Origin of the sequence: Rhizobium sp. CFBP 13726 (assembly GCF_014841925.1) — a bacterium.
Taxonomy (GTDB): domain Bacteria; phylum Pseudomonadota; class Alphaproteobacteria; order Rhizobiales; family Rhizobiaceae; genus Neorhizobium; species Neorhizobium soli.
Window position 1 is genome coordinate 19,994 of record NZ_JACYUU010000005.1, and the last position, 14,210, is coordinate 34,203.

At 60.7% G+C, this 14,210-nt stretch carries 15 protein-coding genes; 4 read left to right on the forward strand and 11 right to left on the reverse strand.

Annotated features, from left to right (window positions below; all coding sequences use genetic code 11):
* Positions 1-23 precede the first annotated feature (23 nt).
* Positions 24-1,679, forward strand: coding sequence for an OFA family MFS transporter (locus IFT66_RS19240; protein ID WP_192078598.1), 1,656 nt, complete (start codon positions 24-26; stop codon positions 1,677-1,679).
* Between the two features lie 66 nt (positions 1,680-1,745).
* Here the strand turns inward: IFT66_RS19240 and IFT66_RS19245 are convergent, their stop codons facing one another.
* The 9 genes from IFT66_RS19245 to IFT66_RS19285 form a co-directional block, all read right to left on the reverse strand.
* Positions 1,746-3,635, reverse strand: a complete 1,890-nt coding sequence (locus tag IFT66_RS19245; protein ID WP_192078599.1) for a bifunctional sugar phosphate isomerase/epimerase/4-hydroxyphenylpyruvate dioxygenase family protein — start codon at positions 3,633-3,635, stop codon at positions 1,746-1,748.
* An 82-nt stretch (positions 3,636-3,717) separates the two neighbouring features.
* Positions 3,718-4,440, reverse strand: a complete 723-nt coding sequence (locus tag IFT66_RS19250) for an amino acid ABC transporter ATP-binding protein (protein ID WP_430250009.1) — start codon at positions 4,438-4,440, stop codon at positions 3,718-3,720.
* A gap of 73 nt (positions 4,441-4,513) precedes the next feature.
* Complete coding sequence (locus IFT66_RS19255) at positions 4,514-5,158, reverse strand: amino acid ABC transporter permease (RefSeq protein WP_062459043.1); 645 nt, start codon at positions 5,156-5,158, stop codon at positions 4,514-4,516.
* Between the two features lie 13 nt (positions 5,159-5,171).
* Positions 5,172-5,834 carry an amino acid ABC transporter permease gene (locus IFT66_RS19260; protein ID WP_092664176.1) on the reverse strand — a complete coding sequence of 221 codons (663 nt, stop codon included), beginning with the start codon at positions 5,832-5,834 and terminating at the stop codon, positions 5,172-5,174.
* 37 nt (positions 5,835-5,871) lie between these two features.
* Complete coding sequence (locus tag IFT66_RS19265) at positions 5,872-6,699, reverse strand: aldo/keto reductase (RefSeq protein ID WP_192078600.1); 828 nt, start codon at positions 6,697-6,699, stop codon at positions 5,872-5,874.
* Positions 6,696-7,520 carry a sugar phosphate isomerase/epimerase family protein gene (locus IFT66_RS19270; protein WP_192078601.1) on the reverse strand — a complete coding sequence of 275 codons (825 nt, stop codon included), beginning with the start codon at positions 7,518-7,520 and terminating at the stop codon, positions 6,696-6,698. The genes IFT66_RS19265 and IFT66_RS19270 overlap by 4 nt, the downstream gene beginning before the upstream one ends.
* On the reverse strand, positions 7,517-8,578 hold the full coding sequence (locus tag IFT66_RS19275; protein WP_192078602.1) for a Gfo/Idh/MocA family protein: 1,062 nt from the start codon (positions 8,576-8,578) through the stop codon (positions 7,517-7,519). The genes IFT66_RS19270 and IFT66_RS19275 overlap by 4 nt, the downstream gene beginning before the upstream one ends.
* Positions 8,575-9,015, reverse strand: a complete 441-nt coding sequence (gene aroQ / locus IFT66_RS19280; RefSeq protein WP_244508889.1) for a type II 3-dehydroquinate dehydratase — start codon at positions 9,013-9,015, stop codon at positions 8,575-8,577. Before aroQ ends, IFT66_RS19275 begins: the two co-directional genes overlap by 4 nt.
* Positions 9,016-9,102: 87 nt before the next feature.
* Positions 9,103-9,936, reverse strand: coding sequence for a transporter substrate-binding domain-containing protein (locus tag IFT66_RS19285; protein ID WP_082471667.1), 834 nt, complete (start codon positions 9,934-9,936; stop codon positions 9,103-9,105).
* 288 nt (positions 9,937-10,224) lie between these two features.
* On the opposite strand from IFT66_RS19285, the gene IFT66_RS19290 reads away from it, so the two are divergent.
* A complete protein-coding gene (locus IFT66_RS19290; RefSeq protein ID WP_192078603.1) occupies positions 10,225-10,836 on the forward strand; it encodes a TetR family transcriptional regulator in 612 nt (203 codons plus the stop codon).
* Here the strand turns inward: IFT66_RS19290 and IFT66_RS19295 are convergent.
* Complete coding sequence (locus IFT66_RS19295; RefSeq protein WP_192078604.1) at positions 10,809-11,714, reverse strand: NAD-dependent epimerase/dehydratase family protein; 906 nt, start codon at positions 11,712-11,714, stop codon at positions 10,809-10,811. The genes IFT66_RS19290 and IFT66_RS19295 overlap by 28 nt on opposite strands.
* A complete protein-coding gene (locus tag IFT66_RS19300; RefSeq protein ID WP_192078605.1) occupies positions 11,711-12,409 on the reverse strand; it encodes a hypothetical protein in 699 nt (232 codons plus the stop codon). The genes IFT66_RS19295 and IFT66_RS19300 overlap by 4 nt, the downstream gene beginning before the upstream one ends.
* Before the next feature lie 198 nt (positions 12,410-12,607).
* Between IFT66_RS19300 and IFT66_RS19305 the strand changes: the two genes are divergently transcribed.
* The gene (locus IFT66_RS19305; protein WP_062459017.1) at positions 12,608-13,348 is read left to right on the forward strand and encodes an SDR family NAD(P)-dependent oxidoreductase; all 741 of its coding nucleotides are present in this window, start codon (positions 12,608-12,610) and stop codon (positions 13,346-13,348) included.
* A 10-nt stretch (positions 13,349-13,358) separates the two neighbouring features.
* A complete protein-coding gene (locus IFT66_RS19310; protein ID WP_192078606.1) occupies positions 13,359-14,177 on the forward strand; it encodes a sugar phosphate isomerase/epimerase family protein in 819 nt (272 codons plus the stop codon).
* Positions 14,178-14,210 lie beyond the last annotated feature (33 nt).

A 14,210-nucleotide genomic window follows, 5' to 3' on the forward strand; every position in this document is an offset into this window, starting at 1 on the left:
TACTCAGAGAGGGATCTTCTTTTATGGCAATTGCAGGAACAGCAGGAGGCCGCGCCGAAAGCGCCGGTCTACTGGAGAAGGAACGTATTATCGCAAAACCGGGCTTCAACCGCTGGCTTGTGCCGCCGGCAGCCCTCGCTATCCACCTTTGCATCGGCATGGCCTACGGCTTCAGCGTCTTCTGGCTGCCGCTTTCGCGCGCCATTCCAGGTGCAGCCGACCCGTCATGCACCGGAATGAGCCTGCTGACGGCCCTGGTTACAACAAGCTGCAACTGGCGCGTTGCCGATCTCGGCTGGATCTACACGCTGTTCTTCGTGTTGCTGGGCTGCTCGGCTGCCATTTGGGGCGGCTGGCTTGAAAAGGTCGGTCCACGCAAGGCTGGTTTCGTCTCCGCCTGCTGCTGGTGCGGTGGCATTCTCGTCGCAGCCATGGGCGTCATGACCCATCAGCTGTGGATGATGTGGGTCGGCGCCGGCGTTATCGGCGGCATCGGTCTCGGTCTCGGCTATATCTCGCCGGTGTCAACGCTGATCAAGTGGTTCCCGGACCGTCGCGGCATGGCGACAGGCATGGCGATCATGGGCTTCGGCGGCGGCGCAATGATTGGCGCTCCGCTCGCAAACCTTCTGATGAACTTCTTCAAGACCGACGTGTCTGTCGGTGTGTGGCAGACTTTCATCGCCATGGCTGCGATCTATTTCTGCTTCATGATGGGCGGCGCCTTTGGCTACCGCATCCCGCCGGCAGGATGGCGTCCTGAAGGTTGGACACCGCCGGCTTCCAAGTCGACGATGATCACCACGAAGCACGTTCATCTGCGTGACGCACACAAGACAAAGCAGTTCTGGCTGATCTGGGCCGTGCTTTGCTTGAACGTCTCGGCCGGTATCGGCGTTATCGGCATGGCATCGCCGATGCTTCAGGAAATCTTCGCCGGTTCGCTGATCGGTCTGCCGGACGTCGCGTTCGCGCAGCTCGACGCTGGACAGAAGGCACAGATCGCAGCAATCGCTGCAGGCTTCACCGGCCTTCTGTCGCTCTTCAACATTGGCGGACGCTTTGTCTGGGCCTCGCTTTCGGACAAGCTCGGCCGCAAGAACACCTACTATACGTTCTTCATCCTCGGCATCATCCTCTATGCAACCGCACCGACACTTGCCAACCTCGGCAACAAGGGTCTGTTCGTTCTGGCATTCGGCATCATCCTGTCCATGTACGGCGGCGGCTTCGCAACCATACCGGCCTATCTTGCCGATATCTTCGGAACCCAGTTCGTCGGCGCGATCCACGGTCGTCTTCTGACAGCCTGGGCAACCGCCGGCATCGTTGGTCCGGTCGTGGTGAACTACATTCGTGAAGCGCAGATTGCTGCCGGCGTTGCGCCGGGACCGGCTCTCTACACCGGCACGATGTATATTCTTGCGGGCATGCTCGTGCTTGGCCTCATCGCCAACTCGCTGGTGCGGCCGCTTGCCGACAAATGGTTCATGTCGGACGAAGAGGTTGCCTCGCTGCAGGCAAAGACCGCGGCTGCAAATGCCGGCCCGACCGGCTCGTTCGGCATCGGCAAGGGCGGCTTCTCCGCTCAGGCCGCTCTCGCCTGGGCCGTCGTCGGCATCCCCATGATCTGGGGCATCTGGGTCACGCTGAAAAGCAGCCTGGTTCTGTTCGGCTAAGCCAAAAACGCATGAGGGGCCGGCCCACCCGGCCGGCCCCTCATCACCAAAAGGCTCCCGCGACGCCTAAAGCCGCGGCACACCTTCCGGCCTGATCTGCTTCTTCAGGGCCGCGATGCGGAAGATCGCATTGGCAGCGCCATAACCGCGATAATCTCGACGCTGGACGATCTCGAAGAAGAAGCCCTCCCCAAACGTGCCGCTATAGAGCTGGAAGTATTCGCCGTTCTCGTCCCGGTCGTAGAGAATGTTCTCCGCCTTCAGCCTCTCCGTCAGGTCCGGATCGAGACCGAAGCGGGTTTCCACGTCGCCATGATAGTTCGGCGAGATCGGCAAGGCCCGGAACCCGTTCGCCTTCAGGGCCGCGGCCGTCGCAAAGATATCCGCAGTCTCGAATGCAAGATGCTGGATGCCGGAGCCGAACGTCTCCGCAATGAAATGTCCCGCAAGCGTTCGCCGGTTTTCCGCACCATTGAGGGTAATGCGAAGCGAGCCTTGTGGCGCTTCCACGACCTGGCTGCGCACCACGCCGGATGGGTCGATGATGTCGACCATCGGCGTCTTCTGCATCTCGAAGATCGAGGTGTAGAAAAGCACCCAGGTGAGCATCTCCTCATACGCTACCGTCTGGGCGATATGATCGACGCTCAGGAGGTGGGCATCCTGCTTCTTATGCTCATCATCGACTGGGGCGAAATCGATATCCCAAATGCGGGAAAGATCCGTCTTGTCATCGAGCAGGTAGATCAGACCTCCGCCGACACCGCGGATAGAGGGGATCGTCACCTCGCCCGTCTCGACGGGTTGATTGAACACTTCGGCGCCCAATGCCACCGCACGATCCATCGCATCGCGCGCGTCGTCCACCTTCAAAGCCATTGCATAGGCCGAGGTGCCGTGCACGGCGTAGGATGCACTCGCAAAGCCCATCTCGTCCGTATTCAGAAGCAGTTTGATATTGCCCTGCGAAAACACGCTGACTTTCTTGCTGCGGTGTTGTGCGGTCTTGGAAAAACCGAGCGTGCGCAAGATGCCGGCCAGTTCTCCGGCGTCGGCCTCGCTTGCCGAAAATTCGACGAAGCCGACCCCTTGCACGGCGCTGCGGTCCGGCATGACCGGGAGCGTCAGGCCCGACGCATTCGGATTGCGACGCACCCGATCTCCAAGCGTGATCAGTGATCGGTGACCATCTGCCGCGATAGCCTTTGCCGAGCCGCCGCGGAACTGGTCATTGAATATCTCCAGCGAGAAATAGCCATCATAGCCGGTTTCGGCGACGGCGCTGGTAAATGCTTCGACCGGCAGATCTCCCTCGCCCGGCATGTTGCGGAAGTGTCGGCTCCAGTAAAGCAGATCCATGTCGATCAATGGCGCATCGGCCAGCTGGACGATGAAGATCTTTTCCTTCGGGATAGAGCGGATCGAATTGATGTCGATCTGTCGCGACAGCGTGTGGAAACTGTCGAGGATGATGCCGATATTCGGGTGGTTGGTGCGCCGGACAACTTCCCAGGCATCGCGATGATCGGAAATGTGTTTGCCCCAGGCGAGCGCCTCGTACCCGACTTTCAGGCCACGCTTGGCAGCGCGTTCCCCGAGTTCGTGAAAATCCGCCACCGCCCGGTCGATACCGCCGAGCGCGAGCGGCGAGACGTTCGAGCACACGAGGACCAGATCGGTGCCCAGCTCCTGCATGATGTCGAACTTGCGCTCCGCCCGGTCGAACAGCCGCGAGCGGTGCGGTTCAGGCATGCCCTCGAAATCGCGGAAGGGCTGGAACAGGGTAATCTCCAGTCCGTGATCCCGCACCATGCGCCCGACATCGGCAGGCGTACCGTCGAAGGCGAGAAAGTCGTTTTCGAAGATCTCGACACCGCTGAACCCCGCCTGCGCAATGGCTGCAAGCTTTTCCGGGAGTTCGCCGCTGATCGATACGGTCGCTATGGACGTCTTCATGACTTTTCCCTCGTTTACTCAGCCTCGTTTGCGATATGCCTCAGTAGCCAACGCATGCAGGTGCCCACTTGGCTCCACCCCATCAATGATGCGACAGGATCTCGCCCAGGAATGCGCGGGTCCGGGGATGGGCGGGTGCGCTGAAGAAGCTTTCGGGATCGTTTTCTTCGACGATCTCGCCATCGGCCATGAAGATGACGCGGTCCGCGACCTGGCGGGCGAAACCCATTTCGTGTGTGACGCAGATCATCGTCATGCCATCGCGGGCGAGCGACACCATCGTATCGAGCACTTCCTTGACCATTTCAGGGTCGAGCGCCGAGGTTGGCTCGTCAAACAGCATCGCTTTGGGTTCCATGCAGAGAGCCCGGGCAATCGCGACGCGCTGCTGCTGGCCGCCGGAAAGCTGGGCCGGGTACTTGTCGGCCTGATCGCCGATGCGGACCCGTTCCAGATATTTGCGGGCCGTCTTTTCCGCCTCGGGACGCGACAGTTTGCGCACGCGCATGGGCGCGAGAATGCAGTTTTCGAGCACCGTCTTGTGCGGAAACAGGTTGAATTGCTGGAAGACCATCCCGACTTCGCGGCGCACCGCATCGATCGCCTTCTGGTCATCCTTCACGGTATGGCCCGATACGACGATCTTGCCACCCTGGCTTGCTTCCAGCCGGTTGATACAGCGGATCAGCGTCGACTTGCCCGATCCCGACGGACCGCAGAGAACAATCTTCTCACCCTTCGCCACCGTCAGGTTGACTTTCTTGAGGGCGTAGAATGCGCCGTACCACTTCTCCACGTCGCGCATCATGATCATCGGCTCTTTGCCGGTCGGCTGGGCGTTGGTGTTGGTCACAATTGCCATGGTCATTTTCCCTATTCTATCTTGCCAAACCGGCGGACATACGCCGCTCGATGCGTCGTCCCCACAGGGACAGCGGCCAACACATTGCGAAATACATGGCGCCGACGACGCCGAACACGAGAAGCGGCTGGTAGATCTGGTTGGAGACGATCGAACCGGCACGCGTCAGCTCGATGAAGCCGACGATGGCAGCAAGCGACGTGCCTTTCAGAAGCTGGACCAGGAAGCCGACGGTTGCCGGCAGCGACAGCTTGAACGCCTGCGGCATGATGACGTCGAACATCAGGCTGCGGGTGTGGAGGCCGAGCGCATCGGCAGCTTCGGTCTGGCCCTTCGGCACGGCCTCAATCGCACCGCGCCAGATTTCGCCCAGAAATGCCGAAGCATGCGCAGTCAGCGCGATGCCGACGGCGGCCCAACCGGGCAGATCGAAGCCCAGGAGCGGCAGGCCGAAATAGGCGACGAAGAGCTGCATCAGAAGCGGCGTGCCCTGGAAGAGGCCGATCCAGCCGATCGCGATATAACGGACCAAGGCGATCCTCGACACCCGCATCAGCGCCACGATGACGCCCGAGATGATTCCGCCGACAAAGGCCATCGCGGTCAGGACCAACGTCCAGCCGAGGCCTTGCAGCAGGTAGGTCAGTTCTTGGTATCCCATATCCTGGTCCTCCTCAGCGCTGCGGATAGTTGAAGGCACGCCGGCCGATGGCGGCAAGCGTCCACATGGTCACCATCGAAATGACGAGGTAGATGCCGGTCAGGGTGAAATAGGTCTCGAAACTGCGGAAGGTTTCAGCCTCGATACGCTGACCCACCGATGTCAGTTCGTAGGCCGAGATCGAAGTGCAGATCGCCGTCGTCAGCGTCAGCAGAATGAACTGGCTCGACAGCGACGGATAGATGGCCCGCAGCGCCGGCTTCAGCACGATCATCCGGAAGACTTCATGATTGTGGAGCCCGAGTGCCAGACCGGCTTCGGTCTGTCCCTTGGGAATGCTTTCCACACCGCCGCGAATGATCTCGATCGCATAGGCGCCGCCGTTCAATCCCAGCGCCAGAACAGCGGTCATGGTCGGATTGAGCCGGACGCCGGCCAGAGGCAGCGCAAAGAAGATGAAGTAGATCTGCACGAGGAAAGGCGTGTTGCGGATCACCTCGACGAAAGCTGTGACGAGAAAGGACGGGATGACCATGTTCGTTCTGAGGATCGCCACGCCCAGCACGCCGATAACAGTCGCAATCATCATGCCGGCTACGGCCAGGAACAGGGTTCCCAACGTGCCATAGACCAGCGATTGCCAAGCATCGGTGACGACGCTGAAATCAAGTGTCATGTTCTACCTCCCTCATTGCCTTCACCATCGCCGCGTCTCAGTCCCAATCGGGTTCCCACTCGAAACGGGAATAGCGCTCTCCACGCGCCAGCGCATGAATGGCAGCCATGTCTTCCGACGACAGTTCAAAATCGAAAATGTCCATGTTGGACCGGATGTTTTCGGCCTTCGCGGAGCGCGGAATGGCACCGACATGGTCTTGCTGCACATGCCAGCGCAACGCGATCTGACCCGCCGATTTGCCGTACTTCGCTCCGAGCTCGGTCAGCAGCTTGGAGCTGAACACCTTGCCGCGCGCAATCGGCTGATAGGCATTAAGCAGCATGTCGGCCCGGCGCATGCGCTCGAGCAGTTTTTCCTGCGACAGGAAGGGATGGTATTCGACCTGATTGCAGAACAGCTCGGCCTTGTGAACGTCGAGCGCCTCGTCGAGCAATGCCACGGTAAAATTGCTGACACCGATCAGCCTTGTCTTGCCCTCGGATTTTGCCCGCGCGAATGCGTCGAGCGTTTCGCCAAGGGGCACGTCCTTGGTTGGCCAGTGAACGAGGAGCAGATCGACATAGTCGAAACCCAGCCGGTCCAGGCTCTCATCAACGCGGGCCGCGACCGTTTCCGGGTCGAGATCGTTGAACCAGATCTTGGTGGTGACGAACAGCTCTCCCCGTGCAACGCCGCTCTGGCGAATGGCGTTGCCGACCTCGACTTCGTTTCCATAGCGTATCGCGGTATCGATCTGGCGGTAGCCGAGTTCGATGGCGGTACGGATCGCCGCCTCGCCTTCCGGTCCCTTCAGTTCGAAGGTGCCGAGGCCGAGGCTCGGGATCTCCACGCCCTGGATGGTCTTTATTTGCAAGCCGGTCATTGGGCCTCTTCGGATTCGGGTTCGAGAATTCTGCGCGACGCGATCAGCGTTCGCTTCGCCCATTCGGCGGCGGAAAGGCCAGCGGACTGCTCGTCGTTGGGGATTTCCACGGCAACCGGCAGATCGGCCGGCATGGCAGCAAACATGCCAGCAAGGTCGAGTTCCCCCTCGCCCGGCAGAAGCCGCGCATGGCGGGCTGTGTAGTTCAGTTCTTCCCGCGTATCCGGGATTTTGGCCGGAGCATCGCAGATCTGCGCGTAATTCAGCCACTTGCGCGGCACAGCAGTGATCTCTTCAATTGTCGTGCGGGCCCGCGAGACATGCAGCGTATCGATGATCACGCCCTGGTTCGGCTGGTCGGCAGCACTCAGGACGCGGGTGGCGGCTGCGAGATCCCGCAGCTCGGATTGCGGCATGAACTCCAGGTCCATCGACAGGCCGAACGGATGTGCCGCCTCGCACAGTTTGACAAACGAAGACGTCAGACGCCCTTCATCGGCATCATCGCCGGCGACAAGAATGGCGCGGGCGCCAAGCTGGCCGGCACATTCAAGAAACGGCAGCAGCGGTTCCGGATCGAAATCCGGCGAAATCCGGATCATCTCGACATCGAACACTGCGACGCCGCTGTCGGCCATCAGGCTGATCAGGGATTTCACCCGCGCCGGGTCATCCATCAGCGGGTAGGCAAGGCCACCCGGAAAGGCCGGCATCAGGCGCAGACCGAGATAGTCGTATCCGGCCTCAGCCGCCGCACGCACCGCTTCTTCCGGTGCAACGCCGAGTCCGGTCAGGAAAGAGAGGGACCACTTACGTTTCATGCCGCCACCTTTGCCGGTGCTAGCATTTCAGCGAGCGTCACCGTGCGATCCTCGCGGCCGGCGAGATCGACCGCAAGCGTCGCGGCAAGCGTCGACATCCCGTCGCGCGCGCTGATCAGCGGCTTTGCCTCGCCACGGATCACATCCACGAAGTGGTCAAGCTGGTTGACATAGGTGAGCGAGCCATCGCCGGGGCGGTATTCGCGAACCAGCGGATGCTGCCAGTGATCTTTTTCTTCCGCGTGCCGCCACAAATACATGTCGGAGACAGACAGTGCTGCCTTTCGTCCGGCGAGGAAAAGGCAGGGACCGGGCTGTGCCGGATGATAAAGCGCCTGCCCGGACGTATATTCCCAGGCCCAGGGGCTGACGGCTGCGTCCGAGATCAGGAACGTGCCGAGCACGCCGTTGACGAAGCGGATCGAAATGCTTGCCGTGTCTTCGACCTCAAAGCCGCGGCGGGCCGAGGACGTGAAGGCGCGGATGCTTTCAATCTCGCCGACCAGATAGCGCAGGACGTCGATATCGTGGATGAGGTTGATCAACAACACGCCGCCGCCGCGCTTGCGGCGCCATTCGGTGTTGAAATAATCGTCCGGCTTGTCGAACAGGGTCATGCCGTTGACGGCGACCAACGGTCCGAGCTCTCCGGCGTCGATGGCGCGTTTGGCGGAACGGATGTCGGGGCTGTGGCGACGCTGATGACCGACAAGAACGGGCACCCCGCCTCGCTCCGACGCCTCAACGATGCGGGCGGCCGAAGCAATGCTTTCGGCGATCGGCTTTTCGATCATGCAGGGCACGCCGCGCTCGATGCAGGCGAGAGCGGCCGGTGTATGAAGATTGTTCGGCAGCGCGATGATGGCGCCGTCGGGCTTTGCCTCGTCGAGCATGGTGTCGTAGTCGGCAAAGTACGGGACGGAGAGGCGCGCGGCGAGTTCGGCTGCAGCGGACGACGGATCGCAGATCGCAGCAATTTCGGCGCGGCGGTTGGACACCAGGAGGTCGGCATGTTCGCGGCCGATCAGACCGGCACCCATCAGACCGATGCGGGTCATTGCGTCATCTCCGCCATGGCCCGCAGAGCGAGGCGATAGCCGTAGGCACCGAAGCCCGCCATGACTGCCGTCGCGGTCTTCGAGACGAGCGACTTGTGATAGATTTCCTCGCGCTGGTGCACGTTGGAAATGTGCAGCTCGATCTTCGGCTTGTCGAAGGTCTTCAGCGCATCCAAAATAGCGATCGAGGTGAACGTGTAGGCGGCCGGATTGATGATGATGCCGGCGGCATCATGGCGGGCCGCATGAATGGATTCGATGATCTCGCCTTCGAAATTCGACTGGCGGAAATCGATCGCGACGCCGAGTTCGGCAGCGTCCGTTTCCAGCCAGCCACGGATTTCGTCGAGCGTCGTGCGGCCGTAGATATCCGGCTCGCGCTGACCGAGAAGATTAAGATTGGGTCCGTTAAGGATAAAGATCGTGCGCATGTCCATGCCTTTTGCTGCAGATCGGGGCGCGCTTTTCCAATCGCGGCTGCGCGCCCCGTTTCGTCATGCGTTCGTGGAATTGACGCTAACTATTTACTGTACGGTGAAGGGGATGCCTTCGAGCTTTTCCGGGAAATTCGGAAGCGCGTCTGCTGCCAGCCACTTCTTGTTGATCGCTTCGAGACGGCCGTCGGCCTTGATCTTGTCGATGAACTTGTTCAGCCAGTCGTTGATTTCCTTGTCGCCAAGCTTGGTGGTGACGCCCATCCACTGTTCGTTGAAGACCAGCTTCTGTTCGTAGTCGTTGCCTGGCGATGCGCGGTCGAGATTGATCTTATAGGTCGTGTTGCCACCGATCGCATCGACCTGGCCGGAGACGAGCGCCTGGATGTTGGAGCTGTCGTCGTCGAAGCGGCGGATGTTGGGAACGTCACCCAAAAGGGTGGTGATCGCCTTGTCCTGTGCTGCGCCGCGCGGCACGCCGATGCGCAGGCTCTTGGCGTCCTCGATCGCGGTGATCTTGTTCTTGGCGCTCGACAGAAGAATGATCTTCAGGCCTGCATAAGGCTTGCTGAATTGCACGGCCTTGGCGCGATCCGGGTACATGCCCATGACGGCCATCTGCAGATCGACCTTGCCGGTCAGAAGGTTCGGGATGCGGGCCGAAACTGCGTTCGGTACGAACTCGACCTTGACGCCCATTTCCTCGCCGATCAGCTTGGCGACGTCGACGTCATAGCCGATGTTCTGGCCGCTGGCGTCGATCGAGCCCCATGGTGCCTGTTCGCCCATGACGCCGACCCGGATGACGCCTGCGCTCTTGATCTTCTCAAGAGCCTGCGCATGGGCGGCAGACGCGCCGAGCGCCATGCTGACGCCTGCAACGAGGGTCAGCGCGAGTGTGCGGAATGAAAATTTGCCTGGCATGAAATGTCCTCCTCAGGGTTGATGCCTTTTGTTGTCAGGGCCGCGACTCCTCTTCGCAACCCAGACGGAAATACCCGTATTTCAATTAACCAACCAGTTGGTTGATGTCAATCGACGTGCTATTCCTGCTCGCGGATTGATTGCTTACACTTAAGCCGCTGCTCCCTGTTGCCTGCTGTGGTAACGGGGCCGCGAGGCCGAGGAATTGAGATGACGACCACCGAAAACATGTTCACTGATACGAGTCTTGACCCGGGCCAAAGGTCGCCGGAAAGGCGCAGACGCTTTTTGCTGGAATCGGCAATCACAGAATTTTCGACCTACGGAATCGGTGGCGCACGGGTCGATCGCATCGCTCAGCGCGCGAATTCCAACAAGGCGATGGTCTACCACTACTTCGGCAGCAAGGAGGATCTCTACCTTGCCGCGATGGAGCATCTTTACACCGGCATCCGCAGTGCCGAAGACGCGCTCGTGCTCGATCCGGAAGATCCCGTCGGTGCGATGAAGGCGCTGATCGGCTTTACCTTCCGGTATTATATCGACAACCCCGCCTTCGTGCGAATGATCAACACCGAAAACCTGCACGGCGCAGCGCATCTGCAGTCGGCCGGCGACATGAAGGGGCTTAACAGCTCGGTCGTGACGAAGGTCTCGACGATCCTCGATATCGGTGCCGCAAAGGGCCTTTTCCGACACGTGGACCCTCTCGATCTCTACATCTCGATTTCCGCCCTCGGCTTTACCTATGTTTCCAATCGCCACACGCTGAAGGTCCTGTTCGGACGCGACCTCATGGCTGCAGGCGCGGTCGAGGCACGCCTGGAAACCATGACCGACATGATCCTGCGATATGTCGCTGCGGACGGTCATCAGCCCCTCCCCGCGATCGATCGGTAATGGGCGATGGTCTGTGATATTCCCTGCCGGAGCAGCGTAACGGGGATCGGGCCCAGCAGAGCCTGATTGTCGGTGGCTTTGATATTCGGCGCCATCGGCACGGCTGGGCCGCCAAAATCAATGTTTGCGCCGGGGATCTCGGCTCTGATCGCTGCGATCACGTCCGGGACGTCCTCGCAGGCACCGCCGACCGAAAACGCATGCGCGCCCTCGAACGGTCTTGTTGCCGCCGCCGCGAAGGCCGCTGCAACATCGGCGACGAAAACGAGATCCTGCGGACCGGAATATCCGATCGTGTAGGCATTGCCGAGAACCGCTTCGCGGCAGGCAAGCGTTGGGCCCGCCGTAAGTCCGCTTTCGCGCCCTGGCCCGTAGACCACCGTCGGTCGGAGGCCAATGCTGGCAATGCCCGCATCGGCCCAGTACGCGCGGGCGCTTCCTTCGCAGGCAAGCTTGAAGGCACCGTAATGCGTGACCGGATGCGGCGTCGTTCCGTCATCGGGGCCAAAAACGGCAGCGCTGCTGGCATAGGCGATCCGCGCAATGCCGTTAGCCTTGGCTGCTTCGAACACGTTCAGCGTGCCGATCAGGTTCACCGTCGCGCCTAAAACAGGATCGCTCTTGCAGGGCGGCGTCAACAGAGCCGCGAGATGAATAATGGATGCGCAATCTTTTGCAGCGGCCTTCACCGCAGCGCCATCGGTTATATCGCCCTGAACCCACTCGACGTGATCCGCTTCGTCGCCAGCGATTTCCCGCAATATGCGGCGGTCGGTCGAACGGTCGAAGATCCGTACGTCATGCCCTTCGGCCTTCAACGCCTTGAGGATCCAGCCGCCCAAAAAGCCGGCGCCTCCCGTCACAAGTATCCGGGTCATGCGGCGCCCCGCATATCTTCCGAGGTGAGCGAGAAGGCGGTCTCATAGATATCAGTGACCGGCGCTTGAAGGATGCCGCTTTCGATCGCCAGCCGCTCCACCTCGGGCAAGGCCGCCCGCAGTCCTGCGCTCGACGACCCCTCGACCAGAACGACGACGTCGAAGACAGTCTCGTTCATTTCAGACCGCAATTCCGTTTCCTTGGTGCGAACGCTCGAAACCTCGTTGCGGGAAACACCGATATGGACGCAGGAGACACCACGCACCGCGAGCATCGTGTCCGCGAGTGCCTGAGCATTTGCCCGCAGCCGGGTCTCGCCATCGTCGCCCGAGAGATCGAAGCGGATCGTCGCCATGCTGCCACCGTCACCATGGCCGGCTTCAGCGATGCGTTCGCAGGCGACGCGCAGAAAATTACGGAAACTCGGCGCAACAGCCGTCGTCCAGGGTGTCGGGTTGTTCAAACGCTCGAGGTAGTCGGGGGAACGGAATGTCTCCAGTGTCTCGCCGGAATAGACGGTGCCGAAAACATAGCGTGAGGCAGAAGGAGCATGCAGCCGCTTGCCGGTCCTGAAACCCGGGATCGAAAGGCGCTCCGGCATATGTTCACGGGTATGCCATTCGATATATTCGGCATGCCCGACCTCTTCGATGTCGTGCCAGATCGCCAGAAAGGCGTTGCCGTTCATTCCCATCGTCTTCTCCTCCCATTCACTCGCCCTGCATCCTCAGCGCTTGACAAGCCGGTCATTTGCGACCCATGTAGGCCACTAGAATGTTAGTATGCTACAAATGTCAAGCGCTAGGTTCCAACCAAACGGATGCGTGATGACAACGAACGAAAAGAAAGCGGCTCTTGGGAAACGGGTCGTAATGCCAGGGAGGAGATACATATGGCGAACCAGGAAACACCTCGCGTTGCGATCGTCACAGGGGGGGCCGGCGGGCTCGGATTTCCGATCGCAGCAAGACTTGCGGCCAAGGGCCACAAGGTCGCGCTATGGGACATCAACAAGGAACGGGTCGAAGAGGCTGCTGCCAAACTTCCGGGCGCCAAGGGTTATGTGGTCAACGTCATGGACCCCGCAGCCGTCGAGGAAGCTACGGTGCAAGCGGTCGCGGACCTGGGGCCGCTCGGCATTCTCGTGACCTGCGCCGGTCACAACGGCCCGCTCGAAAAATTCGTCGATTACCCGCATGACGGCTGGCGTTTTGTGATGTCGCTCAATCTCGACGCGGTATTCTACTGCTGCCAGTCGGCGGTTCGGCAGATGCTGAAGACCGGCTATGGCCGCATCGTCAACATCGCTTCGATCGCCGGCAAGGAAGGCAATCCCAACGCGGTCGCCTATTCCGCTTCGAAGGCGGGTGTTATCGGCCTGACGAAATCGATCGGCAAGGAACTGGCAACGACGCAGATCCGCGTCAACTGCGTGACGCCGGCTGCGATCGAAACGGAAATGATGAACCAGCTGACACCGGAATTTAAAGCCTATGTAACAGCGAAGATCCCTGTTGGTCGCCTGGGCGAAGCGGAAGAAGTCGCATCGCTCGTCAACTGGCTGGCGTCTGAGGAATGCTCGTTCTCGACCGGCGCCGTCTTCGACGTCTCCGGCGGGCGCGCGACGTATTGAGGCCACGCGTATGTACAGGCAACATCCCCTTTCGCTCGCCTATCTGACCGTGTTCGGTTGTCCTCCGGTCGAGAACGTCAGGATCGCAGCCGCCTGCGGTTACGATCTCGTCAGCCTGCGGCTGATTGCTCCACACGGGCTGGAGCTTGCCCATCCGATCGTTGGGAACCAGAAGCTGATCCGCGAGATCAACGCCGCGGCGTCGGACACGGGCATGTCGTTCTACGACGGCGAGGTGTTCACCCTCCTGCCGGAGACGGACATCAAAACCTGGCTTCCGGTGATCGAGACTGCCGGTGAATTCGCAATGCCGATCATGCAGATCACCTGCGAGGACCCGGATCTTTCCCGAGCAGCAGACAATCTCGGCCGCATTGCCGACGCGGCGGCGCAATACGGCATCAAAATGTCGATCGAGTTCATGCGTTGGCGTTCCACTGCCAACATCCATGATGCAAGCCGCCTGGCGAGTGCGACGGGCCGGAACAATGTCGGCCTTCTGATCGACGCGCTGCACCTGTCACGCTCCGGCGGCAGCCCCGCCGATGTCGCAAGCCTGCCGAAGGGCCAGGCGCTGTATCTCCAGCTTTGCGATGCGCCGGCCGAGCAACCGGCAGACAACGCCGGTTGCATTGCCGAGGCACGCACTGCCCGGATGTTTCCAGGCGACGGCGGCCTGTGGTTGAAGGATCTGATGGCCGCCCTGCCCGCAGATGTCGTAATCAGCGTCGAGACCCCGCATAAAGGAGACGCGGCGCTCAGCTTCATGCAGCGGGCCGAAGGGGGAATGGCTGCCACGCGGCGCTTCCTCGACGAGATCTCCACCTGACAAGCACCCTCAGGGAATGTTGCCTCACTCCCT

Excerpts from the sequence above, each read along its gene's own strand:
- IFT66_RS19240 (WP_192078598.1), top strand. The coding sequence starts at position 24 with ATGGCAATTGCAGGAACAGCAGGAGGCCGCGCCGAAAGCGCCGGTCTA.
- IFT66_RS19245 (WP_192078599.1), bottom strand. The coding sequence starts at position 3,635 with ATGAAGACGTCCATAGCGACCGTATCGATCAGCGGCGAACTCCCGGAA.
- IFT66_RS19250 (WP_430250009.1), bottom strand. The coding sequence starts at position 4,440 with ATGCGCGACGTGGAGAAGTGGTACGGCGCATTCTACGCCCTCAAGAAA.
- IFT66_RS19255 (WP_062459043.1), bottom strand. The coding sequence starts at position 5,158 with ATGGGATACCAAGAACTGACCTACCTGCTGCAAGGCCTCGGCTGGACG.
- IFT66_RS19260 (WP_092664176.1), bottom strand. The coding sequence starts at position 5,834 with ATGACACTTGATTTCAGCGTCGTCACCGATGCTTGGCAATCGCTGGTC.
- IFT66_RS19265 (WP_192078600.1), bottom strand. The coding sequence starts at position 6,699 with ATGACCGGCTTGCAAATAAAGACCATCCAGGGCGTGGAGATCCCGAGC.
- IFT66_RS19270 (WP_192078601.1), bottom strand. The coding sequence starts at position 7,520 with ATGAAACGTAAGTGGTCCCTCTCTTTCCTGACCGGACTCGGCGTTGCA.
- IFT66_RS19275 (WP_192078602.1), bottom strand. The coding sequence starts at position 8,578 with ATGACCCGCATCGGTCTGATGGGTGCCGGTCTGATCGGCCGCGAACAT.
- aroQ (WP_244508889.1), bottom strand. The coding sequence starts at position 9,015 with ATGGACATGCGCACGATCTTTATCCTTAACGGACCCAATCTTAATCTT.
- IFT66_RS19285 (WP_082471667.1), bottom strand. The coding sequence starts at position 9,936 with ATGCCAGGCAAATTTTCATTCCGCACACTCGCGCTGACCCTCGTTGCA.
- IFT66_RS19295 (WP_192078604.1), bottom strand. The coding sequence starts at position 11,714 with ATGACCCGGATACTTGTGACGGGAGGCGCCGGCTTTTTGGGCGGCTGG.
- IFT66_RS19300 (WP_192078605.1), bottom strand. The coding sequence starts at position 12,409 with ATGGGAATGAACGGCAACGCCTTTCTGGCGATCTGGCACGACATCGAA.
- IFT66_RS19305 (WP_062459017.1), top strand. The coding sequence starts at position 12,608 with ATGGCGAACCAGGAAACACCTCGCGTTGCGATCGTCACAGGGGGGGCC.
- IFT66_RS19310 (WP_192078606.1), top strand. The coding sequence starts at position 13,359 with ATGTACAGGCAACATCCCCTTTCGCTCGCCTATCTGACCGTGTTCGGT.